Below are 24,766 nucleotides of genomic sequence, written 5' to 3'. Positions count from 1 at the left end.
AAATAAAGACCGCAAAACAAATAAATCAATCCACGAACTGATTTGTCCTTCCCATTTTATAGGCAAGCTTAATTATTTCCTGTTCCTCCTCTGTCATTGATCTGTCATACATTTTTTCAATTTGGGCAATCAATCCGGGAAAATTAATGGTTCTTTTCGGCCGTTTAGGCCGGATCGTAACAAAAGCCGGGTCATAAATTTTGGGGGTTATGGTACTGTTATTTAATTTTTTAAATATCTCTGCGGTATAATAAGAATCATAAAGAGCGTTATGGAATTCGTGTGTTAAAGGAATGTTCAGTAATTCTGCTGCAGTCTTAAGCCGAAGCAGTTTCTTATCGGCCAGATTCAGATATTGCGGTACAAAAGGCTGAATATTAATATACATACGTGGTATGGATTTTACATCAAGTTTATGATATTCGGCATTTTTATATAATACTTTTAAATCAGACATTCCCCATACACATAATATGGATTGGGAATCATTCATGAATTTCAGAAAGGATTTATACGCTTTCGGAAAGGGTTCTCCCTGTTTAAGTTTTTCAGTTGTGATACCGGTAAGTTCGGTAATAACGGGATTTACAGCAGAATACAGGAAAGGTTTTATAAAAGAATTAAAAGTTCCTATGGTCCGATACTCTTCATCCAGTTTTAATGCACCAATCTGTATGATCTCATAAGGAAATTCAGGTATTTCTCTGTTATCCGTATCAGGCATTTTAGGCAGCCAGTCACTATTAAACGGCTCCCGAATAGATGGTATATCCTGATTGAATTCCAGATCAAATATTATGTAATGCATAGATTAAGCCTTTCCCATTATAATTTTTCTTTATTCTTAGCGGATATATCCGAGAATATACCGAGGGTTAGCGGAAAATACCGGGAATTTACAAAAAACATAGGAGTAAATTCAATTAAGCGGGAGATGCTATTCTTATAGAATAAAGCGGACAAGTCCGCCAACGTATTTGTTATGAATCTGCACAATCCGGCAATCATATAGAACACAAATGGGGCTTTTCTATACTAGAATCATATTATTGTAAATCAAGATGGGATGTATCATCCCTGCAGATTAATTCTTTTCCTTTTCAGGCTTTAGAATTGTATTCTTTCGATACTAATTATCCAGTGAATACCGATCTGCAGGGATGATACATCCCATCGTTACTTTTGTAATACTAAATTTAAATATTAAAACAAGGCTGCAACCATGTCATTTACCAGCTTACCGTCTGCCTTACCTTTTACTCTTGGCATTAGTTCTTTCATGATTTTTCCTTTATCTTTAGCCGTTGGTTCTGTTATGGACAGGCCGGCCAAAACTTCACTGATTACTTTTTTAATCTCCTCTTCCGTCATAAATTGAGGTGCAAATTCATTTAATACGGTGATTCTCATATTACATTCCTCGATGATATCCGTTCTGTCTGCCGGTGCGGATTCCAGCGTTTCTTTTAACTGCTTGATTTCTTTTAATACAACCGCATTTTCTTCCTCTTCCGTTAAATCGGCTCTCTTATCAATGGCTACGTTTTTGAGCGCAGTCAAAAGGGCCGAAAGGGCATCCTTTCTTCCTTTATCACCGGCTTTCATAGCTTTAACCATCTCTGCTCTTACAAGTTCAATTTTAGTCATAATAATACCTCCTGATATATATTTATTTATTTTTTGCGTTTTCAATTTGTTCCGCTAAATCATTTAAATACATCCAACGGTCCATTTTTTCTTCCAGCTGCTTTTCTAACACATTTTTTTGCTCCATTAATTCACTTAACTTTGCATAATTACTGGACTCTTTCGCCATCATGGCTTCTGTATCATTAACAGCTTTTTCAAGCCCTGCTATAACGGTATCAATTTCATCAAACTCTTTTTGCTCATTGTAGGTGAACTTTAATTTAATTTCCTTGGGTTTTTGTTTACCAGCAGGGGATGCATTACCGGTATTATTACTCTTACTATCGCTTTCTTTTCCCTCGGATCTTTCCCTATCACTTACGGCATCCTTATAATCCGAAAAACCACCTTCATATTGTCTAATGAGTCCATTTCCCTCAAATGCAAAAATACGGTTTACAATACGGTCTAAGAAATACCGGTCATGGGATACGGTTAATACAATACCGTCAAAGCTGTCCAGATAATCCTCCAGTATGGTAAGGGTCTGAATATCCAGGTCGTTGGTAGGCTCGTCCAAAATCAAAATATTGGGAGCTTCCATTAAAACTTTTAATAGATATAGTCTCCTTTTCTCACCGCCGGATAACTTACTGATCAGGGAATACTGCATGGCTCCCGTAAACAAAAAACGTTCAAGCATCTGGGATGCACTGGCGCTTCCCTCACTGGTTTCTATATATTCTGCCACATTCCGGATATATTCAATCACCTTGAGGCTTTCATCCATGTATTCATTTTCCTGAGAAAAATAACCGATTTTAACGGTTGTTCCCATTTCTACATAACCCTCATCCGGCTCTACATTCCCGGTAATCATTTTTAACAGTGTTGTTTTTCCGCTGCCGTTAGGACCGACAACACCTAACCGGTCATTTTTTAACATGATATAGTTAAAATCTTTAATTAACTGCCTGTCCCCATATGCTTTACTTATATGGCTGATTTCAACGGTTTTCTTGCCCAGTCTGGAAGAAAGGGAATTTAACTCCACGTTTTTATCCATTTCTATTACCTTACGGTCCCTTAATTCTTCAAAACGTTGTATATGCGCCTTCTGTTTGGTAGATCTCGCTTTGGCACCACGTTTCATCCATTCCAAGTCCATGCGGTACAGACTTTTCTTCTTTCGTTCGGTAGCCATTTCCATGTCTTCCCGTTCTGCCTTTAACTGAAGGAATTTGGTATAATTCGCTATATAAGTATAAATATTTCCCTTATCTATTTCAACAATTTTATTTGTTACTTTATCCAGAAAATAACGGTCATGGGTTACCATAATAAAAGCACCCTGGTATTTATTCAGATAATCCTCCAGCCACTCTGCCATTTCATTGTCCAAATGGTTGGTAGGCTCGTCCAAAACCAGGATTTCTGCCGGTGTTAACAGGGTCCTTACCAATGCTACTCTCTTTTTCTGACCTCCGGATAAGTTATCCACTCTTCCGTCATAGTCTTCTATTCCTAATTTTTGCAGCATGGTTTTTGCTTCCCCCTCTAAGTTACGGTACTCTTCAGCCGCTTTTTTACCATGTACAACATTCTCTAATATAGTAAGGTTCTGGTTAAATACGGGGGCCTGTGCCAGGTATTCCACCCGTATATTTTTACCTTTTATAACCCTCCCTCATCCGGCTCCTCCAAACCTGCAATAACTTTTAACAAAGTTGATTTCCCGGTTCCGTTAATACCAATTACACCTATCTTATCTCCTTCATTAATTCCCAGGGTTACATGATCAAATAAAATTTTATCGGTAAAGCTTTTGCTCATTTTTTCTACATTTAACAAATTCATGACAATAACTCCTTACAGTGTGCTGATGCGTTAAAACTTGGATTAATCACAGTACTAGTTCCTGTACGGTAAAAATTCTGTGTTTATAAAGAATACCATATTTAAGGCTATTATACCACATTTTCTTATTTTGGTTCTTTCAAAAAAAATTTTTTTATTTTTTTTCAGAAAAGGACTACTATATCTAGTACGGATATGTTATAATACCACTGCATATAGTAATGATTACGATTAAGGTTTTATCATCGAACGGGTGATAGATTGAAAGCAGTATACAAGAAAGAAGGAATTATCAATGATAAAAGTGGTAAAAAAGGATAATACCAAAGAGGAATTTAATGTTCAGAAAGTTATTCATGCCGTTGATAAATCAGCGCAGCGGGCTCTCATTAAATTCACACCGAAAGAGCATGAGTTCATTTGTCATTTTGTAGAAAACAAAGTAAAAGAAATGAATAAAAATGAGATTTACATCAGTGAGATGCATAATGTGGTAGAAAGCGCCTTAGAACAAACAAATCCCCTGGTGGCTAAGAGTTACCGGGATTACCGCAATTATAAACAGGATTTTGTACATATGTTAGATGAGGTTTATAAAAAGAGCCAGTCCATTATGTATATAGGTGACAAAGAAAACAGCAATACGGACAGTGCATTGGTTTCAACAAAAAGAAGCTTGATTTTTAACCAGCTGAATAAGGAATTATACCAGAAATTCTTTTTAACTACCGAAGAGCTCCAGGCTGCCAGAGACGGTTACATTTACATACATGATATGTCTGCAAGAAGAGATACCATGAACTGCTGTTTATTTGACGTAAAACAGGTTTTAAAAGGCGGATTTGAGATGGGTAATCTTTGGTACAACGAACCGAAAACTTTAAATGTTGCATTTGACGTAATCGGAGATATCGTACTTAGTGCGGCCAGTCAGCAGTACGGCGGTTTTACGGTGCCAAGTGTAGATCTTTTACTGGAGCCCTACGCCGAGAAATCTTATGCTTTATTTTATGAAAAGTATACGAATCTGGGTATTTCACCGGAGCGTGCGGAAGCTGAGGCACTAAAAGATGTTAAAGAAGACTTTGAAAAAGGCTTTCAGGGTTGGGAATATAAGTTTAACACTGTAGCCAGCAGCCGGGGCGATTATCCGTTTATTACAGTTACAACCGGTACCGGAACGGGCAGATTTGCCAAAATGGCTTCTATTGCTCTCCTTGATGTAAGACGTATGGGGCAGGGTAAAAAAGAATGTAAAAAGCCGGTATTATTCCCGAAAATTGTATTCCTCTATGATAAAAACCTCCACGGAAAGGGCTGTGAGCTGGAAGATGTATTTGAGGCCGGTATCCACTGCTCCAGTAAAACCATGTATCCGGACTGGCTTAGTTTAACCGGTGAGGGTTACGTTGCAAGTATGTACAAAAAATACGGTGAAATCATCAGTCCCATGGGCTGCCGTGCCTTTTTGTCGCCCTGGTACAAAGAAGGCGGTTTAAAACCGGCAAATGAACACGATATCCCAGTATTCACCGGACGTTTTAACATCGGTGCCGTCAGTTTACACCTTCCAATGATTTTAGCAAAAGCAAGACAGGAAAGCAGGGATTTTTACGAGGTATTAGATTATTACCTGAACCTGATCCGCAATTTACATATCAGAACTTATGAATATCTGGGAGAAATGAGAGCCTCCACCAATCCTCTCGCATATTGCGAAGGCGGTTTTTACGGCGGATACCTTGGAATTCATGATAAAATAAAACCTGTTTTAAAATCGGCCACCGCATCCTTTGGAATTACCGCCTTAAATGAACTTCAGCAATTGTACAATAAGAAATCCCTGGCAGAAGACGGGGAATTTGCATTAGAAGTTTTACGGTATATCAATCAAAAGATAACGGAGTTTAAAGAGGAAGACGGACATCTTTATGCCATCTACGGAACTCCCGCGGAAAGCCTGTGCGGTCTTCAGGTACAGCAATTCAGGAAAAAATACGGAATCATTGAAAATGTATCCGACCGTGAATATGTAAGTAACAGTTTCCATTGCCATGTAACGGAAGATATTACTCCGATACAAAAGCAGGATTTGGAATACCGTTTCTGGGATCTATCCAACGGCGGAAAGATTCAATATGTTAAATATCCGATTAATTATAATTTGAGTGCAATAAAAGCTCTGGTAAGGCGGGCAATGGATATGGGCTTCTATGAAGGAGTCAACTTATCTTTGGCCTATTGCGATGACTGCGGCCACCAGGAACTGGAGATGGATGTATGTCCGAAATGCGGAAGCAGTAACCTGACTAAAATAGACCGTATGAACGGCTATCTATCCTATTCCAGGGTAAAAGGCGATACCCGTTTAAATGATGCAAAGATGGCAGAGATTAAGGAAAGGAAAAGTATGTAATGAGATACCATAATATAACCAAGGATGATATGCTGAATGGGACCGGACTCCGTGTGGTATTATGGGTATCCGGCTGTACTCACGGCTGTAAAGGCTGTCAGAATCCAATTACCTGGGATATTAATGATGGATTACCTTTTGATTCTTCTGCAAAAGAAGAAATCTTTGCAGAACTGAAAAAAGATTATATCGAAGGGATTACCTTAAGCGGAGGAGACCCTCTTCATCCTGCTAACCGGACTGAAATCGGAGCACTCATCGAAGAAATTAAGGCAACATTTCCCAACAAAAATATCTGGCTTTATACCGGATTCTCCTGGGAGGATATACGTACACTTATCTTTATACCTTTTGTAGATGTTATCGTGGACGGCAAATTTCAAATAGAGCTTTTAAATAACCAGCTCCACTGGAAGGGCAGCAGCAACCAGAATGTGATCGATGTGAAAAAATCCTTATCCCACAATAAACTTATGCTAATCCAAAATATAGAATAATCGGCCTGATAAATAATATCATTGTTAAGATTCGGGTGAAGAAAGGTTACCCGGGTCTTGTTAGATAATTGTGTAATACCATTTTTATACCTATAAGGAGGTAAAAACGTTATGGAATATTCAATCAGAGAATGTACCAAAGATGACCTTCCTGTACTCCGGGAAATATCATATCAGACCTATGATGATACATTCCGGGATAAAAATTCATCCTCCAGTATGAATGCCTATCTGGAACAGGCCTTTGATACTCGTAAGCTGCGTAAGGAATTATCAAACAGTTATTCCGTATTTTATTTTCTATATATTGGGGAAGAGCTGGCCGGTTACCTGAAATTAAATGACTATAAGGTGCAGACAGATATTAACGATCCCCAGTCCCTTGAAATTGAACGGATTTATATAAAAAAGAAGTTCCACGGCCGTGGTTTTGGTAAGCTGCTGCTTAAGAAGTCAATTGAAGTTGCAGCAAATAAAAGCAAATCATATATTTGGCTTGGTGTCTGGGAAAAAAATGATAATGCACTTTCCTTCTATCAAAAGAACGGCTTTTATAAAATGGGGGAACATTCTTTCTTTATGGGACAGGAAGAACAGACAGACTATCTCATGCGTAAAGATTTAACCACTGAAGCTTAGATTTAAATAGTAAATCCTCCCTTGGTATCACTTTCAAACAAGAGATACCAAAGGAGGCTTTTTTATTTCATTAAAAAGATCACCGGACAGGATGGAGATGTGAGAATATGTAAGTTTAACTTTCTTAACCCTTTTGTCTTTATAATGAGAAATAGAGTATTATCCCTTTAATCCTTCCGTACTGATTCCCTCCACCAGATATTTCTGGCAAAAGATAAAGATCAGCATAATCGGTAAAATGGAGAGTGTCGCCATGGCGAACATTGCCCCCCAGTCAGACTGTGCAGAAGGATCCGAGAACATTTTAAGAGCAAGAGAAACGGTATAATTACTGGGATTATTAAGGTAAAGCAGGGAAGCGAGAAAATCGTCCCATTTCCACATAAATGCAAAAATAGCGGAAGTAATCAATGCCGGTACAATAAGCGGCAGTATTACCTTAGCAAATATTCCGTAAAAAGAACATCCGTCAAGTAAGAGAAATATATAATGCATGTTTATCCTTTGAAAAAATACAATATCTGACGAACCAGTTATTGAATTTAAAAGACAGGACAACGGAAGAAGATAAAATAGAAAAACTCTTAAATAACTTTTTTATGCCGATTGAAGACATTGATCTTCTCCATAATTACGGAGTTCATCTTTTGTCCCAATTAATTCGGAAATTACCAGAAAATTCATTTCATAAATCGGTATACCATGATCTATTAGAGAAATTATCCGTATGTGAGGATATGAAGGCTTATCGGGAGATACTTACAGAACAGATATTACTCTTGCTTTCAGACAGCAGAGAAAAAAACTCCATTGTGTCCCAGGTGAAAAGCTATGTAGAAGAAAACCTTTCCAATCCTGATATTTCCTTAAAAAAAATAGCCAGAGAGCAAATCCATATGAATGTGGATTACCTGAGCAGAATATTTGCTAAGGAAAATGGTGAAAAATTTTCCCACTATCTAAACCGCAGAAGAATTGAGACTGCAAAAATCCTTTTACTGAAGCAGGATGCTGCTATTGCTCTCGTTGCCGATAGGGTTGGCTGCGGAAATAACCCAAGGTATTTCAGTCAGATTTTCAAAAAGTACACCGGTACTACCCCTTCGGCATATATGGAACAATTTAAATAAAGCTTAATCGCTTTCATCCGTATAAATTCGATTCATGTATCCGAATTAAAAGGATTTATGTTCGGAATTTAAAAAACGGGCTAAGTTGTAATATAGCAGCAGGTTATATACTACTTGCATTTCTTTACCTCTTAGCCCAATTTAATATGTTATATTAAAACTTATTATAATTAATATGCGACGGAAGCCCTCCGATCATAATAGGGGTTACTTCCTCCTGTATTAAAGGTTTTACATACTCCATAAATTCTTCCGACATACCGGTATTGTCTTCCTTAATCCAGTTTAGGGGGACCTTTTTCTCGATGTTGGCTATTTTATGAATATCGTAAGTACCGGTGTTACATTGATAAGGTTGATTGGAAATACGGTTGATAACAATCATCTCACCTGTTTTTCCGTCTAAAGCAGCGTTTACAGCCGCCGCTCCTACCTGATAGGCTTCGGTTATATCGATTAAGGATGCCATGTGGGAAGCACATCTTTGCAGCGTATTTAATTCAATTCCCCGGGATTTACATCCTAATTCCGTGGAAATTTTATTGGATAAGTATTTGCCAGAACCGCTTAGTAAAGAATGTCCAAACTGATCAGTAAATTTGACATTGTCTACCAGTTCACAGACATATGTTCCGTCTGACAGGCGTATTCCTTCCGATACGGCTATTACCAAAGCTTTTTTGGTTTTCTGAAGCTCTTCCACCTTTTTGATAAATTCATCTAAATTAAAATCCATTTCCGGAAGATATAATAAATCCGGCCCCTCACAGTCCATACCGCCTGCTAAAGCGGCAGCGCCCGTAAGCCATCCAACATTGCGGCCCATGATTTCAATTATAGTTACATTTTTTTGGTCGTATACCAGACTGTCCCTGATTATTTCTTTGGCGGTTGCCGCTATAAACTTAGCAGCACTTCCATAACCCGGTGTATGATCGGTAATTTCCAAATCATTATCAATGGTTTTTGGTACACCGATAAAATTAATATTACTTCGAATGGTATGTGCGTAATCAGATAATTTCTTGATAGTATCCATGGAATCATTTCCACCGATATAGAAAAAATATTGAATATCTAATTCATTCAGTATGTTAAATATTTTCTCATATGTTTCAGAGTCCTCTTTAAAATCAGGTAGTTTATAGCGGCAGGAACCTAAATAGGACGAAGGCGTCCTTTTTAATAATTCAATCTCCAAATCACTATGAATATGTTCATCTAAATCCAAATATTTCTCTTCTAATAGTCCCTGTATTCCATAAAGCATCCCATAGACTTTTACTGCTCCTTGGTCTTTCGCTGTTTTATACACTCCAGCCAGGCTGGAATTTATTACTGCCGTAGGTCCTCCAGATTGACCAACCAGGACATTACCTATCATCTTTTACCCTCCGTACAATTCTGACATTCCAGGAATGTAATTATAAGTCTCTTTAATATTTTAGATTAATCTAAAGTAACTTTTCTCTGCGCTAGTACACAATAGCATTACAATTATCTTATGTCAATACATTAGAGGCTTCTTGAAATTATTCTAGTTACTAAACTAATATTAAGCTAGCGTCGGGGCGCCAAACTCCAGCGTTGATGTGCTTTAATTCCGTAAAAAAAACTGCTGCAAATTTTAGTGCCTGCATCCTGTAACGCAGGTTTTCACTAATAATAATGCAACAGCTTTCTAATTGTTTTTTAACAATGAATTTTATCGTAAATAATATCGCTGAGTCTTGCAAACTGTTCCAAAGTTAATGCTTCACCCCGGATGGTTGGAGATACCATTAGTTCGCTGATGGCTTCTGCGATTGTTTCTTTAGGCAGATCGATCTCCGTTCCATTATTTAATCCATTAACCAGAGTTTTCCTTCGCTGATTAAAAGAGGCACGGATGATTTTAAACATGAGTTTTTCGTCCTTTACTTTGACGGGTTTATCACCATGTAAAGTAAGGCGTATCACTGCAGATCCTACATTAGGTCTCGGCATAAAACAATTCGGAGGTACATTGGCAGCGATATAGGGGTCCGCGTAATATTGCACAGCCAGTGAAAGTGCTCCGTAATCCTTACTTCCAGGGCCAGACTGCATTCGGTCAGCTACTTCCTTTTGAACCATGACCGTTATATTATCTACCGGCACATGGGCTTCAAATAATCCCATAATTATGGGTGTTGTAATGTAATAGGGAAGATTTGCAACAATTTTTACAGGTTTTCCGTTGTTTTTTTCCTGCACCAGCTTGTTTATATCTAATTTTAAAATATCTTCGTTTATTACAGTTACATTATCATAAGCAGATAAAGTGTCATCGAGTATAGGAATTAATGTTTTATCAATCTCTACAGCTATAACTTCCCGTGCTGATTCACATAAATACTGGGTTAAAGTGCCGATACCGGGCCCTATTTCCAAAACCATATCTTCCCTGGTTACGCCGGCTGCCTTAATAATTTTGTCTAAGACATGGTTATCGATTAAAAAGTTCTGACCAAACTTTTTTTGAAAAATAAAATGATATTTATTCAAAATTTCTATAGTTTCTTTCGGATTACCTAGTGTAGCCATGTATAACCTCTTTTCTTCTTCCATTTTACACTTACGGTTTTGATAACGTAATGCGGCATTTCACTCAAAACGGGGAAAGCCATACATTTTTTTTGCATTATTTTCTGTAATTGTTATAACTTCTTCACAGGAAATTCCCTTTAATTTTGCTATCTCCTGAGCAACATAAATTAAATTCAGGGATGAGTTTCTCTTACCCCTGTTCGGTTCCGGTGCAAGATAAGGGCAGTCAGTTTCTAAGACTAACTGTTCCATTGGCGCATACTCCACTACTTCTTTTAGTTTTTTGGCATTCTTAAATGTTACTACTCCGCCGATTCCTAAGTAAAATCCCATATCCAGATAACTTTTCGCCATTTCTTTTCCATAGGAAAAACAATGAATCACTCCGCCGGTTTGTTTTAAGTCAGCACTTTGTATCATATCCAGGGTATCTGCAGCCGCATCCCTGCTGTGTATGATAGCCGGGAGTTTTAATTCCTTGGCAAGTTCCATCTGACGGCTGAACCATTCCTTTTGAATGGAGCGTTCAGGCGTATCCCAGTAATAATCCAAACCGATTTCACCGATTGCAACTACTTTGGGAAGCAAGGCAGTCTCACCTAACCATTTAAAATTTTCTTCATTTAATTCTGCCGTTTCACTTGGGTGAACACCCACCGCACCATAGACAAATGGATATTGCTTCATTAATTCCAGGGTTTTTACCGTAGTCGTGATACTGGCTCCCACATTAACCACATATTCTATTCCCTCCGAATACAGGCTTTTTAATAAACTGTCTCTATCATCATCAAAAGCTTCATCATCATAATGAGCGTGTGTCTCAAAAATCATTTTTATACCTATGCATAACACACCTGCGGACAGACGTATTACTGTAATACCTTTCTTATTTCAAATTTTCTTTAAATGAAGTTCCTATTGTATTATAGTGATTTTCTTATATTTTGTCTATGTTTTCTTCTTTTCTGGCTAAAACAAGCTTGGTACTAATTATTCTTCTTTTTACTTTATTCTGTAACGGAAGATTGAGTTAGATACAAAACAAAAGCTCTTATTAAAAATATTTACTAAAAAATGGTTATTTTTGTTTATAATGGCTATTTTTACTTGTAATGACTATTTTTATTTGTAATGGTTATTTCTATATTGAAGTGGTTATTTTTAAGTGAAAAGAAAATCTTACTTTATATAATTTATGGATTTCATACTTATAATTCCTAGTATTTTCTCATTCATTTAAAGACAAACTAAATTTTGAGGAATTATAAAATTTTTTTAATTTCCCAAGTTTGAAACGGAAAGGAGTTTTAAGTATGAATATGGATTTAATACAGGCTGATCTTAAGATAGCTCCAAAAGATTGTTCCATCTCAGGTATTCCCAAACTTCCTTGTGACAGCGGTGACAACAGTACTTTGGCTTCACCGTCTTTAGCAATGGCTTATGTTCCTGTGCAGCAGTTTCGTGATCTATATGATATTAATTATGCCTTACAGGCTGGTACCCTGTTTAAAGAGCTGGATCTACCATTTTACGGAATAGGAGGAACACTTCTATGAATCAAGATAAATGCGATGCGATGAAAAATGTCCAGGCTGTCTGCTTTGCATTGGACGACCTTAGATTATTCTTAGATACCCATCCTTATGAAAAAGAAGCAATATCAAATTATGAACAATATAAAAATCAACGGAAACAGATATTGCAGGAATATGAACAAAACTTCGGTCCAATTCTGGCTTATAATGTAAAACAAGAAAATCAATGGACTTGGGTTGAAAGCCCCTGGCCTTGGGAAGGAGAGTTGTAAAATATGTGGACCTATGAAAGAAGACTTCAATTTCCGGTCAAAATTACCAATCCGAATCCTAAGATGGCACAGCTGATTATCAGTCAGTTTGGCGGACCGGATGGAGAATTGGCCGCATCCATGCGGTATCTCTCACAGAGATACTCTATGCCTTATAAAGAGGTTGCCGGATTATTAACAGATATTGGCACAGAGGAATTGGCTCATATGGAAATTATCAGTGCTATTATATTTCAATTAACTAAAAATTTAAGTCTGGACGAAATCAAAACCGGTGGCTTTGATGCCTATTATATTGATCACACTACTGCCCTTTGGCCGCAGGCAGCCGGCGGTATCCCTTTTAACTCCTGCTTTTTCCAGTCAAAAGGAGATGCATTAACAGATTTGCATGAAGATTTGGCGGCCGAACAGAAAGCACGTACCACTTATGATAATATTCTCCGCCTAATAACGGACCCGGAAATTATTGATCCCATCCGTTTTTTACGGGAACGTGAAGTAGTTCATTATCAACGTTTTGGCGAAGCTTTAATCAGAGTGCAGGAACGATTAGATTCCAAAAACTTTTATGCTGTTAATACGGAACTGGATAAACCTTTAATGAAATAAACTCATAAAGAACCTGTCATGAAAATTTTCCCAGGAGAATTTATATGACAGGTTTTATTATTTCAAAGTATATCTTCCGGTTTTAATACTTTAATTTCTTTTAACTGAAACCATAAATTGATCGTATGAAGAGTATTATAATAAAACCTTCCATTATATCACCAGACTTATAATATATGGTAAAATAATTATAAGATTCATCCAATAAAAACCTAATCAGATTATGTACAGTATACAGTTGTATTATATATTTAAATAAAAATAATTATTGTATTTTTATATTGGAGGTGGTACCACGAATACATATAAAACGTCCGAAATTGCACGGATAATAGGCATACATCCAAATACAGTTAGACTCTATGAGGAGCTTGGCTTTATACCCAAACCAATAAGGCAGCCGAATGGTTATCGCATTTTTACAGAATTTCATTTAGAACAAATTAAGCTTGTAAGGATTGCTTTACAGATAGAAGTTTTACAGAACGGATTACGAAAAAATGCAATCTCCATAATTAAGCTATCCGCTGCAGGAGATTTTGATAATGCAATAACACTTACCGATAATTACATAAAGCAAATAAGAACGGAACAAAATAATGCGGAAGAAGCTATAAAGATTGTAAAAGAGCTTTTGCGCGGCAACAATAAAAAAGAAGTTGGACTATTATTGTCCAGAAAAGAAACTGCTGATTATCTGCATATTTCAATTGATACGCTAAGAAATTGGGAAATGAATGGTTTGGTGACAATTAAACGAAAACAAAACGGCTATCGGATATATTCTGAAAATGAAATTAATCAATTAAAAATAATTCGTTCTCTCCGCTGCGCCAATTATTCGCTTACTGCAATATTACGTCTTCTGAATACCCTGTCCGAAAATCCCAACGCCGATATAAGAACAATCATTGATACCCCGTCAGATAATGATGATATTATATCCGTTTGTGATAAACTGCTTACATCATTAGGTAAAGCACAGGCTAATGCATTGGTTATGAGGAAACAACTGGTGTATATGAAAAAAACAATAAATAGTAACCCTCCACTTTAACACCAGACTTTTTTCTGGTGTTATTCTTTATATGTAAAATCTGAATCGTCTTGTAACTTGATCAGACATTAATAAACAGAGTGTGATTTGTACAAGAAAATCTACCAGAAACAGGAGGAAAATTAACTTTGGAACCAATAATAAAAGTAGAAAAATTATGTAAATCCTACGCAGGTATCCCGGCTATTGAGAATCTGGAATTTAAAGTCGGAAAAGGTGAAGTATTCGGTCTGCTTGGTGCAAACGGAGCGGGTAAAAGTACTACTCTAGAATGCATATTAGGTACGAAAAAACAGGACAGCGGAATCGCATCCATTTTAAATCTCAACCCTCAGACAGACCGGAAGAAATTATACGAAAAGGTGGGGGTTCAATTTCAGGAAGCGAATTACCAGGATAAAATAACAGTGAAAGAATTATGTAATGTTACCCAGTCGTTATACAAAAGTCCCGCTGATTACAACGAGTTATTAAGTCAATATGGTCTGTTAGAGAAATTAAATAGTCCCATTAGTGAGCTCTCCGGAGGACAAAAACAACGGCTTTTCATTATTCTTGCATTAATTCCGGATCCCGAAGTTGTATTTTTAGATGAGCTTACCACCGGGCTTGATGTAAAAGCAAGAAAAACTGTCTGGAGTGGGCTTCTCCGTCTGAAGGAGAAAGGAATAACAATTCTTCTAACTTCTCATTTTATGGACGAGGTGGAAGCATTATGTGATAATATCTGTATTCTAAAAAAGGGTAAGATGATTTTTAGCGGAACCGTTAAAGATGCAATTGAATCCAGTCCGTATAAAAAATTCGAGGATGCCTATCTTTGGTACACCGATGAGGAGGAAGATAAGAATGAAACGATTTAGCACAATGTTTAAAACAGAATTAAAACTATCCCTTAGAGGTTTGGATATGGTGATATTTGCACTTGCCATGCCCCTTGTTATTACCGTTATACTCGGAATCCTATTTGGAAATAAACCTGCTTTCGAGGGTGCAGATTACACCTTTATGGAACAATCATTTGGTGCGGTGTCATCAATTGCAATATGTGCTGCCGGTATGATGGGCCTTCCATTGGTCGTTTCTGATTACAGGAATAAAAAAATTCTAAAAAGATTTAAAGTAACACCTATCAACCCTTCCTTAATTTTATTGGTTCAAGTTGCGGTAAATATGTTTTATGCATTAATATCTTTGCTGCTTGTTTATTCGGCTGCCGCTATCTTTTTTGGGTATCAGATGAAAGGCTCCTGGCTTCATTTTATCGGAGCATATTTTTTAGTAATATTGTCTATGTACAGCCTTGGTATGATGGTGGGCGGTATTGCACCAAATACAAAAACCGTTAATCTGGTATGCAATGTACTTTATTTTCCTATGCTTATATTCTCAGGTACTACCCTGCCCTATGAGATTATGCCGACAGCGCTGCAAAAAGCATCCGATGTTTTACCCCTGACTCAAGGGATAAAGTTATTGAAAGCTGCTTCCCTGGGATTACCGGTAAACAGTATCGCGATTCCAATTATTATCATGATTGCAATTGCCGTAATTTGCATAAGCATCTCAATTCGTTTTTTCCGTTGGGAATAAAATAAGTGGAAGTATCAATTAATTAGCAGCTAAAATACTTAAATAAAACCTGCCATACAGATTAATACCTTACTCCTTGATAAACTTAAGGAAACGGATATTAATTGTATTGCAGGTCTTTTATAATTAAATATTATAGTTTATTTTATAACCTTATAGTAGCATTAAATTAATTAGCAGATTTCCGCACCGGCAGGCATTTTCTTCTCAGGAACCATAAGAGCCAGTTCCCCGTTTTCATCCTCTGCACATAAAAGCATACCCTCGGATAAAACACCTGCTAATTTAGCCGGTTTTAGGTTAACTAATACCATGACTTTTTTGCCAACCATCTCTTCCGGTGAATAGTGTGCTTTAATACCGGATACAATCTGTTTTACCTGGCTGCCGATTTTTACCTGGGAACAAAGAAGCTTTTTGGACTTTTGTACTGCTTCACAGGCAATAATTTCGCCAACCTGGAATTGCAGCTTCATAAAGTCATCATAGGTGATTTCCTCTTTTGCAGGAATATCAATAACTGCTTGTGCTTGCGTATCTTCAGCCTTTTCGCTGTCGGTGTTAACTTCTTTCACTTCGACTGCTTTCTTTGCTTCCACCTTTTCCAATACTTCTTTTAAATCCAGGCGGGCAAATAAAATTTCCGGTGTTTCCGTTACTTTGGTACCGGAAACATAAACACCATATTGGTTTAATTCATCAATGGTTCTTACCTTGGCGTTTAACTGCTGTAATATTTTTGCAGAGGTATCCGGCATAAAGGATTCTAACAGGCTTGCGCCGATACAAATACTTTCAACCAAATTATATAATACCGTTTCCAGCCTTTTGTGTTTTTCTTCCTCTTTTGCCAATACCCAAGGCATAGTTTCATCAATATATTTGTTGCACCGCTTAAATAAAGTGAATATTTCCGTAATCCCATCTGCTACTCTTAACTGCTCCATTTTTGCCACTACTTTTTTCGGCGTCTCCAGGGCAAGAGTAATCAACTCTTCATCCACTTCCTCTTTTACCCCGGCATTATTTACAATACCGCCAAAATATTTATTGGACATGGAGATGGTTCTGTTAACCAGGTTACCCAACGTGTTGGCAAGATCTGAATTCATTCTCTCAACCATAAGTTCCCAGGTTATAACACCGTCATTGTCAAATGGCATTTCGTGAAGTACAAAATAACGAACCGCATCCACACCGAAGAAATCGATAAGCTCATCCGCATATAATACATTACCTTTGGATTTACTCATCTTACCCTCACCCTGTAATAACCAGGGATGACCAAATACCTGCTTAGGCAGCGGAATATCCAGAGCCATAAGCATAATAGGCCAATAAATGGTATGGAACCTTAAAATGTCCTTACCGATTAGGTGCAGGTCTGCAGGCCAGAATTTTTTAAATAATTCCCCATGATTACCGTCCGCATCATAACCAAGGCCTGTGATATAGTTACTTAAAGCATCCAGCCAAACGTATACTACATGCTTATCATCAAAGTCTACCGGAATACCCCATTTAAATGAAGTTCGGGATACACAAAGATCCTGAAGCCCAGGTAACAGGAAGTTATTCATCATTTCATTTTTCCTGGACTCAGGCTGGATAAATTCCGGGTGTGTTTTAATATGCTCGATCAGCCTGTCTGTGTAATTGCTTAATTTAAGAAAATAAGCTTCTTCCTTGGCCGGCTGAACTTCCCTGCCGCAGTCCGGGCATTTTCCGTCCACTAACTGGGAAGAGGTAAAGAAAGACTCACAAGGGGTACAATACATTCCTTCATAATAACCCTTGTAAATGTCTCCTTTTTCATATAATTTTTTAAATATTTTCTGAATCTGCTTTTCATGATAAGTATCCGTAGTACGAATAAATTTATCATAGGAAGTATTCATCATATCCCAGATGTCCTTAATTTCACCGGCTACTTTATCTACAAATTCTTTTGGTGTAATACCCGCATCAGAAGCCTTGTTTTCAATCTTCTGACCATGTTCGTCCGTACCGGTCTGGAAGAATACCTCATATCCCTGCTGTCTTTTGAATCTTGCTATACTGTCAGCCAATACGATTTCATAGCTGTTTCCAATATGCGGTTTTCCCGATGTGTATGCAATTGCGGTTGTAATATAATATGGTTTTTTATTCATTTTAACCCTCCTAAATAATGCGGTAAGAAAGCCTCTGGCGCCGGCTCGCTGTCACTTCAGTGACACCATCCAAAGGATAATAACCTTTTGCGTGTATATGTGCATCCTGCCCGGTGGTCTTTTTAATTTACAGGTAAGTTCCTGGAACTTACCTTGAATTAAAAAAGCTCACGCCTTTAATCAATCTAAAGACGAGAGCTTAAATCCCGCGGTACCACTTTAATTTAACCTGATTTCACAATCAGATCCTTATCTGCTGCCTTACAACAGCATATCAATATAACGGTTGCACCCGTCGCAGCCTAAAGAAATATTCATTCCTCTCAGTGCACAGCTCCAAGACCATCTTCAGCAATTCACCTATGACCCTCTTTCAGCTTTACAGGGCTCTCTGTACATGGTATCCTTGTTTACTCTTCTTTTCATAGCTTTTACTTATTCAATTATAGTTACTTATACACTAGTTTACCCATTTTTTCTAAAATTTAGAATAGCACGTGCTATTTAATTTGTCAACTGATACCTGGGAGTTAATCACGGCAAATATTTAAAAAAGCGTTTTTTCAGCTTGGTAATCGCCTATAATGGATGAATATTCACCCAACTTGGATAACCGCATTTGATCCTGAAAATAATTTCTTTCAAACGTTTGCCGTGGCAGCTCGATTTTATATGGTATAATAAATTACTTTTATAGGAAGTTATTTTATTGCAGATTCCTGTTATTATGATATAATGAATTTTATTCTTATCCAAATTAGGGAGGACAATTCATTGACTAGTATAAATACACAATTTCTACTGTCCTTAACCATTATTATCATTGGTTATTTCAGCAAAAAATTTCATTTAGTAAAAGAAGAAGATGGGGACGGAATTTCCAGAATTATTTTTAATATTACCTTACCCGCACTCATTATAACTACTTTCAGTACAATTAAAGTAACTCATTCTCTGGTTATTTTGCCGGTCATTGTAATAGTTTTTAGTTGTTTTGTAGCATTTTTGGGGAACTTTGTATTTCGAAATGAAACTCCACGAAATAAAGGTGCCCTTTCCATGACCACCGTTGGTTTTAATATAGGTTTATTTGCTTACCCCCTGGTAGAAGCACTCTGGGGTAAAGAGGGATTAAAATACTTTGGAATGCTGGATATGGGAAATGCCCTGATTATATATGGATTATGTTATTTTCTGGGTAGTTTCTATACTTCAAACAACGGAAAGATTAATCCGAAAGAACTCCTAAAGAAAATGTGCCGTTCCGTTCCCATGTTAACTTATATTCTGACCCTGTTATTAAACTTTTTCCATCTTAACTATCCCAGTTTCGTTTTGGATCTTGCAGGTGCACTCTCTAAGGCAAATATGCCTTTATCCTTGTTAGTATTGGGAATTTTTTTAAGTTTCAATCTTGAAAAAAGCCACTGGGTTAGTATATTAAAATCCTTACTTCTCCGTTATGGAGCAGGGCTTACTGTGGGTATCATATTATACTTTGTACTTCCCTTTGAACCTTTATTTCGTAATACGGTTTTAATCGGTTTAATATTACCGGTCAGCATGTCTACCACTACGTATTCTGTTGAGTTTGACCTTGATAAGAAACTGGTCGGAACATTAACTAATTTAACTATTATCATAAGTTTTATATTAATGTGGGTTTTAGGAATATTCTTAAATTAATGTAAGAATATATACCTGCCTTTCCTCATAATATTACGAATGAAATGTATTATAAGTAAGAGTCTGGTTTGCCAGATTCTAGTGTTATTTTTATTCGCTAAACATTCAGCAAGTGTTCTGCTTAAAAGAAAGGTCTGGTTTAATTATGAACAAGAAAAAGAAATACCTGATATTTGCCCTAATGCTGTTTTTAATGTTATTTAACATTCTCGGCTGTTCCGCAAATGGAAAGGATAATACTCCTACCGAAGATTTTGATACCTTTTTAGACCGTGTATTTGCAACCGAAGTACAAAAGGATACTCTTACTCTGAATTATTCTTTGGCTAATCCTGAAAATTATGGTATTAAAAATCCGGAAGTTACCATTGGACACTATACTGTAGATTATATAAAGGAATCTCTGGTAGCTTCGGAAAATTACCTGGCAACCCTTAAAAAATATGATTACAATTCCTTAACTGAGGATCAGCAGCTTTCTTATGATATATTAAAAGAAGACCTGGAATTAGAAACATCTTTGGGCGATTTTATAGAGTACAGCGAAGGCCTTGGACCGACTACCGGTATACAGGCACAACTTCCGGTGCTTCTTGCTGAATATAACTTTTATAAGAAAGAAGATATTGACACTTATTTAAAAATGCTGCCTCAGGTATACGACTATTTTAAAGAAATCTGCGATTTTGAAAGAAATAAATCCGCAGCCGGTTTATTTATGAACGATGAAGTGGCCGACAGTATCATAGATCAGTGTAAAGAGTTCGTTAATGATAAAAAAAATAATTATTTAATTGATATATTCAATGATAAATTAACTGATATTGAAGGCTTAACACAGGAAGAAATAAAAGCCTATGAAACCTCAAATAAAGATGCGGTTCTTAACTCCGTAATACCTGCCTATGAATTACTAATGGAAACTCTGACGGATTTAAAAGGAACCGGTACAAATCAAGAAGGTTTATGTCATTATGAAAAGGGTAAAGAATATTATGAGTATTTAATTAAGGTAAATACCGGCTCTTCCCGCCCCATTCCGGAATTAAAGAAGATGCTTGACACCTCCTTAAGTACCAATATGCTAAAGCTCAACACCATAATGAGAAAAAATCCGGAGGTTTATGATACGGTTAAGTCCTTATCCTATTCCCTGACAGATCCCTCTGAAATAATTAATTACTTAAAAGGTGCCATAAAGAAAGATTTTCCTCCCATACCCAATGTAAAATGCTCCATAAAATATGTGGATAAATCTCTGCAGGATCATTTAAGCCCTGCAATGTACTTAATACCGCCATTAGACAGTTATGATAATAATATTATTTATATTAATAAAAATCCGGATTACGATTTATCACAGATTTTTACTACCATTGCACACGAGGGTTATCCCGGACATTTATATCAATCCGTATATTTTAGAAGCAAGAAACCGGCTGCTATAAGAAATCTTCTTAGTTTTGGCGGTTATGCGGAGGGCTGGGCAACTTATGTGGAATATTACTCCTATCATCTTGCAGGATTCAGCGAAGACGTGGCAGATTTTCTGGAAGCAAATATGGCTGCCAATATGGCTCTGTACTGCCGCCTGGATATGGGCATTCATTATGACGGCTGGAGCCTTGCCGATACGGCTGCTTACCTAAAAAATTATATAACAGACTCCTCTACCATTAAGCTGTTATATAATACCATGATTGAAGAACCTGCTCTTTATCCTGAATACGGTATTGGTTACTTGGAATTTATGGATTTAAAGAATAATGCCGAAAATGCTCTCGGAGATAAATTTGCATTAAAAGATTTCCATAAGTTTTTGCTGGATATTGGCCCCGCACAGTTTGACATTATTGCAGGCCGTATGGATAATTGGGTTAAAACCGTAAAGAAAGCTGAAAAATAAAAAATAAAAGTTCCCTGTATCAACTACCTCACGGATATTTCGATGCAGGGAACTTTTATTATTTCTTTAAAAATTAATCCAGTTTATTCCGGTTAATACCCATTTTAAATCATGTGCATTTAAATCATGATCCGGTTGATTTATAATGTCCGATACCAAATTTCCAGAATAAATAACAGGGAATTAAAAAGAAACATGCCAGTAACGGTAAAAAGATGTACCCCGGATTCCTGCTTTTCCCCAGAAGATAAAGGAGAGGATAATATTGAATCAGGGCATAGGGCACCAGAACCGTACATATCTGCAATACTCTTTTCCCGTAGATGCTGATTGGATATTTACCATATTCTCTGGCCCCGTCAATAAATATATTCATAAATTCCAATCCCTCAATGGTAAAAAAACAAAAAGCTGCATAGATAATGAAAATACCTGTAAACACTGCCGTTCCGCCAACAAACATAAACAATACGGTCAAAACCTTATCCGGACTCCAGGTTACATCACTGTTATGAACTCCGTAAACAAACATAATAATGGCCTGAAACATACGCCCGATTCTGGTAAATTCAATTTTACTTCCCAATACCTGAAACATTTCATTCCGCGGCCTTACCATAATCCTGTCAAATTCTCCGTTGCCAATGGTGGTAGCAAAAGTATCAAATCCTCTTGCAAAACACTCCGCTAAAGAAAATTCAAGTAAAACAATAGAAAAACATAACAAAACATCGCTGTAGGTAAAACCTTCTACTTTATGAAACCTTTGAAACATAAAATAGACCCCTAAAAATACATTAAAGGAAACCAGAAATTGTCCTACGGCGGTTAGGAGAAAGGATATTTTGTATTGAACTGCACTTTTTAAATGAATGGAAAAATATTTTAAATATAATTGCATACTTACACCTCCCTGCATATCACAGCAGTCCTATTCAACCGCCTTGTATTACTACTTTTTTCATAGCTTTTGCCATGAGCATTTTACCGGTTGCGATTAACAAAAAGACCCAGATGATCTGAAGCAGTACCGCTTTATACAGGGCTGGTCCGGCTATATCTCCGGTATAAACTCTGAGAGGCACGTTTTGCATGGAAGCAAAGGGGAGTAACTCAAAAATCCGCTGTATATTCCCCGGAAGAAAAGGCAGAGGGATGACTGCACCCGAGAAAAACTCCACCATAGCTACCGCTACCATACGTACACCCAAGGGAGATATGGTATAAAAAGTTATAATATAAACCAGCATACAAAAAGCGATTACTACAATAAATGCCAAAACCATGGTTAGGAGAAACCAAATAAAAGCCCCTCCGTCCCGGGGTAACGAAAGCCCATAAGGAGCCGGTAGAAAAGCAGCAAAGAGCAAGATTGGCAAACATCTAAGCACCGCCCTTGAAATCCGTGTAGCCATACTTCTTGTAAACCACATATTATAAATATCAATAGGCCTGCACAATTCATAAGCAAGATTGCCGTTTCTTATGGTTTCAAATATATCATTTTCCATAAACCAGGTCATGTATAATGCTAAAAATGCCTGCTGCATCCATATATAACTGGTAAGTGCTGAAAATGTCATGGGAAATCCGCCTGGATCGGCGGCATAGAAAGACCGGAACATTAATATTTCCAAGGCACCCCAGGTAAACTGGGTAGCGATTCCTGCAAGGGCTGCAGCCCGGTATTGAAGTCCGTATAGAAACCTGAGGCGGAAAAAAGATAAATACTTATTCATCAAACCACCCCCTATATCTTATACTGTTTATAAAGTTCCACTACCACTTCGTCAATAGAAGAACCTGAAACAGATATATCCTTTAAATCTATCCGGGCTGATAATACGGATATAACTTCGGAAACAGGAATTACATCCGTGTTAATTTCAATAACGGCATGTCCGGTAACTATTGATTCTTTATCATCTCCGGAGAAATCATGGGATATTAGTTTCATACCCTCGCATAACTCAAGCCTTTTACCGGAATACTCAATGCTTAGTTTCTTGTATCCGCCAAATTGCTTTTTCATATCACCCAGTTCTCCGTCCATTAATATCTTACCTTTGCCGATTAGAATGATACGCTTTGTTAAAGCTTCTATATCCTGCATATCATGAGTGGTGAGAATTACAGTTGTTTTATGTCTTTTATTAATATCTAATATAAAATTACGGACTGCGATTTTAGAGACTGCATCCAGTCCAATCGTCGGTTCGTCTAAAAATAAAATGCTGGGACTATGTAAAAGGGAAGCTGCAATTTCACACCGCATCCTTTGTCCCAGAGAGAGTTGCCTTGTTGGCGTCTTAATTATCATCTGCAAGTTTAACAGAGTGACTAATTCTTCTAAATTCTGCTTATACCTGACCTCCGGTATTTTATAAATATCCCGCAGCAGTTCAAAAGAATCAATGACAGGTACATCCCACCATAACTGGGACCTCTGCCCAAACACCACACCGATATCACGGACATGTTCTATCCTGTTTTTCCAGGGGGTACGCCCGTTAATCGAACATTCTCCGCTATCCGGTGTTAAAATTCCGCTTAATACTTTTATGGTGCTGCTTTTACCCGCACCATTAGGCCCGATGTAACCTACCATTTCACCATCTGCAATGGTAAAAGAGATATCGTTAAGAGCCCTGACGTATTCGTATTCCTTGTGAAAAAGCGCTTTAAATGCTTCTGAAATACCTGAATTACGCCTTGCGACCTTAAAGGTCTTGTTCATGTGATCCACTACAATCATTTTTTGCCTCCTGGTAGTAATATTTTTTTGAAATCCTTAATCCATCAGCGGGCAGTTAAAGCAATATAGGTTGACTTCTTTCAGTCAGTCAAAAATGTGTTAACTTGCCTTAAATGGATTTATTGTTTCGAAATATCTTGCCAAGTGTAATGTTCTCCTGGATTTTGCCAGGAAAACCGTGGTAAAATTAATTTCCAGTTTTGAGAAGGATTTTATTAAGTTATAAAAAAATCAAAACTGCTTTTCGATTATATTGTTAATTTGTGGTAAATTTGTGGTAATTATTTAATTTATTTGTTATTTAGTAAAGTTCCTTTTTTATATCAATTAAAAACCTGTATTTTAAAGAAAGAAAATAATTAAATACCAGGCAGACCTACGACTAAACAAAGAAACTGGTTACATTATACTTTTGTTGAATAAAAACTTACTATAATTATACTTTAGTTTAAAAC

The 24,766-nt window shown here is 37.0% G+C and carries 22 protein-coding genes, 1 pseudogene and 1 other annotated feature; of the genes and pseudogenes, 12 read left to right on the top strand and 11 right to left on the bottom strand.

The window, feature by feature from the left end; all coding sequences use genetic code 11:
- Positions 1–25: 25 nt before the first annotated feature.
- The 3 genes and pseudogenes from Ana3638_RS05885 to Ana3638_RS05875 all read right to left on the bottom strand — a co-directional run bounded on the left by Ana3638_RS05885 (position 26) and on the right by Ana3638_RS05875 (position 3,486).
- Positions 26–808 carry a 3'-5' exonuclease gene (locus Ana3638_RS05885; protein ID WP_161837197.1) on the bottom strand — a complete coding sequence of 261 codons (783 nt, stop codon included), beginning with the start codon at positions 806–808 and terminating at the stop codon, positions 26–28.
- 395 nt (positions 809–1,203) lie between these two features.
- Complete coding sequence (locus tag Ana3638_RS05880) at positions 1,204–1,647, bottom strand: GatB/YqeY domain-containing protein (RefSeq protein ID WP_161837196.1); 444 nt, start codon at positions 1,645–1,647, stop codon at positions 1,204–1,206.
- Positions 1,648–1,669: 22 nt separating this feature from the next.
- Positions 1,670–3,486, bottom strand: a pseudogene (locus Ana3638_RS05875) (ABC-F family ATP-binding cassette domain-containing protein).
- Positions 3,487–3,781: 295 nt separating this feature from the next.
- Here Ana3638_RS05875 and nrdD point away from each other — a divergent pair.
- From nrdD to Ana3638_RS05860, 3 genes are all read left to right on the top strand, one after another.
- A complete protein-coding gene (gene nrdD, locus Ana3638_RS05870) occupies positions 3,782–5,902 on the top strand; it encodes an anaerobic ribonucleoside-triphosphate reductase (RefSeq protein ID WP_161837195.1) in 2,121 nt (706 codons plus the stop codon).
- A complete protein-coding gene (nrdG, locus tag Ana3638_RS05865) occupies positions 5,902–6,399 on the top strand; it encodes an anaerobic ribonucleoside-triphosphate reductase activating protein (protein ID WP_161837194.1) in 498 nt (165 codons plus the stop codon). Before nrdD ends, nrdG begins: the two co-directional genes overlap by 1 nt.
- A 111-nt stretch (positions 6,400–6,510) precedes the next feature.
- Positions 6,511–7,038 (top strand): GNAT family N-acetyltransferase, encoded by a 528-nt coding sequence (locus Ana3638_RS05860; protein WP_161837193.1) that lies wholly within the window; start codon positions 6,511–6,513, stop codon positions 7,036–7,038.
- Positions 7,039–7,197: 159 nt separating this feature from the next.
- Here the strand turns inward: Ana3638_RS05860 and Ana3638_RS05855 are convergent, their stop codons facing one another.
- Entirely contained in the window at positions 7,198–7,533 is a 336-nt protein-coding gene (locus Ana3638_RS05855) for a carbohydrate ABC transporter permease (RefSeq protein WP_161837192.1), read from the bottom strand.
- A 41-nt stretch (positions 7,534–7,574) separates the two neighbouring features.
- Here Ana3638_RS05855 and Ana3638_RS05850 point away from each other — a divergent pair, with 41 nt between their 5' ends.
- Entirely contained in the window at positions 7,575–8,168 is a 594-nt protein-coding gene (locus Ana3638_RS05850) for a helix-turn-helix transcriptional regulator (protein WP_161837191.1), read from the top strand.
- Positions 8,169–8,322: 154 nt separating this feature from the next.
- Here the strand turns inward: Ana3638_RS05850 and Ana3638_RS05845 are convergent, their stop codons facing one another.
- The 3 genes from Ana3638_RS05845 to Ana3638_RS05835 form a co-directional block, all read right to left on the bottom strand.
- Entirely contained in the window at positions 8,323–9,552 is a 1,230-nt protein-coding gene (locus Ana3638_RS05845) for a 6-phosphofructokinase (RefSeq protein WP_161837190.1), read from the bottom strand.
- 308 nt (positions 9,553–9,860) lie between these two features.
- Complete coding sequence (gene rsmA / locus Ana3638_RS05840) at positions 9,861–10,733, bottom strand: 16S rRNA (adenine(1518)-N(6)/adenine(1519)-N(6))-dimethyltransferase RsmA (RefSeq protein WP_161837189.1); 873 nt, start codon at positions 10,731–10,733, stop codon at positions 9,861–9,863.
- Between the two features lie 60 nt (positions 10,734–10,793).
- Complete coding sequence (locus Ana3638_RS05835) at positions 10,794–11,570, bottom strand: TatD family hydrolase (RefSeq protein ID WP_161837188.1); 777 nt, start codon at positions 11,568–11,570, stop codon at positions 10,794–10,796.
- 482 nt (positions 11,571–12,052) lie between these two features.
- On the opposite strand from Ana3638_RS05835, the gene Ana3638_RS05830 reads away from it, so the two are divergent.
- From Ana3638_RS05830 to Ana3638_RS05805, 6 genes are all read left to right on the top strand, one after another.
- Positions 12,053–12,298, top strand: coding sequence for a spore coat associated protein CotJA (locus Ana3638_RS05830; protein WP_246240816.1), 246 nt, complete (start codon positions 12,053–12,055; stop codon positions 12,296–12,298).
- Positions 12,295–12,549 carry a spore coat protein CotJB gene (locus tag Ana3638_RS05825; RefSeq protein ID WP_246240814.1) on the top strand — a complete coding sequence of 85 codons (255 nt, stop codon included), beginning with the start codon at positions 12,295–12,297 and terminating at the stop codon, positions 12,547–12,549. Before Ana3638_RS05830 ends, Ana3638_RS05825 begins: the two co-directional genes overlap by 4 nt.
- A gap of 3 nt (positions 12,550–12,552) precedes the next feature.
- Positions 12,553–13,161, top strand: coding sequence for a manganese catalase family protein (locus Ana3638_RS05820; protein WP_161837187.1), 609 nt, complete (start codon positions 12,553–12,555; stop codon positions 13,159–13,161).
- Positions 13,162–13,429: 268 nt separating this feature from the next.
- Complete coding sequence (locus Ana3638_RS05815) at positions 13,430–14,218, top strand: MerR family transcriptional regulator (RefSeq protein WP_246240813.1); 789 nt, start codon at positions 13,430–13,432, stop codon at positions 14,216–14,218.
- A 128-nt stretch (positions 14,219–14,346) separates the two neighbouring features.
- Positions 14,347–15,081, top strand: a complete 735-nt coding sequence (locus Ana3638_RS05810) for an ABC transporter ATP-binding protein (protein WP_161837186.1) — start codon at positions 14,347–14,349, stop codon at positions 15,079–15,081.
- Positions 15,068–15,811: an ABC transporter permease gene (locus tag Ana3638_RS05805; protein WP_161837185.1), complete on the top strand. Its 744-nt coding sequence runs from the start codon at positions 15,068–15,070 to the stop codon at positions 15,809–15,811. Before Ana3638_RS05810 ends, Ana3638_RS05805 begins: the two co-directional genes overlap by 14 nt.
- Before the next feature lie 173 nt (positions 15,812–15,984).
- On the opposite strand, the gene metG is transcribed toward Ana3638_RS05805, so the two are convergent.
- Positions 15,985–17,964, bottom strand: coding sequence for a methionine--tRNA ligase (gene metG, locus Ana3638_RS05800; protein WP_161837184.1), 1,980 nt, complete (start codon positions 17,962–17,964; stop codon positions 15,985–15,987).
- Between the two features lie 184 nt (positions 17,965–18,148).
- Positions 18,149–18,399 (bottom strand) — a binding site (T-box leader).
- A gap of 339 nt (positions 18,400–18,738) precedes the next feature.
- Between metG and Ana3638_RS05795 the strand changes: the two genes are divergently transcribed.
- Both Ana3638_RS05795 and Ana3638_RS05790 read left to right on the top strand, forming a co-directional pair.
- Positions 18,739–19,650, top strand: coding sequence for an AEC family transporter (locus tag Ana3638_RS05795; RefSeq protein WP_161837183.1), 912 nt, complete (start codon positions 18,739–18,741; stop codon positions 19,648–19,650).
- 145 nt (positions 19,651–19,795) lie between these two features.
- Positions 19,796–21,556 (top strand): DUF885 domain-containing protein, encoded by a 1,761-nt coding sequence (locus Ana3638_RS05790; RefSeq protein ID WP_161837182.1) that lies wholly within the window; start codon positions 19,796–19,798, stop codon positions 21,554–21,556.
- A 124-nt stretch (positions 21,557–21,680) separates the two neighbouring features.
- Here Ana3638_RS05790 and Ana3638_RS05785 read toward each other — a convergent pair whose 3' ends face one another.
- The 3 genes from Ana3638_RS05785 to Ana3638_RS05775 are packed head-to-tail and all read right to left on the bottom strand — an operon-like array spanning position 21,681 to position 24,311.
- Entirely contained in the window at positions 21,681–22,457 is a 777-nt protein-coding gene (locus tag Ana3638_RS05785; RefSeq protein ID WP_161837181.1) for an ABC transporter permease, read from the bottom strand.
- Positions 22,458–22,491: 34 nt separating this feature from the next.
- Positions 22,492–23,295, bottom strand: coding sequence for an ABC transporter permease (locus Ana3638_RS05780; protein ID WP_161837180.1), 804 nt, complete (start codon positions 23,293–23,295; stop codon positions 22,492–22,494).
- A gap of 11 nt (positions 23,296–23,306) precedes the next feature.
- Complete coding sequence (locus Ana3638_RS05775; RefSeq protein ID WP_161837179.1) at positions 23,307–24,311, bottom strand: ABC transporter ATP-binding protein; 1,005 nt, start codon at positions 24,309–24,311, stop codon at positions 23,307–23,309.
- Positions 24,312–24,766: the final 455 nt, after the last annotated feature.

The organism is Anaerocolumna sedimenticola, from assembly GCF_009931695.1.
Classification (GTDB): domain Bacteria; phylum Bacillota; class Clostridia; order Lachnospirales; family Lachnospiraceae; genus Anaerocolumna; species Anaerocolumna sedimenticola.
The sequence above is the reverse complement of the archived record's forward strand: the minus strand, read 5'-3'. Positions and strand labels throughout refer to the sequence as shown.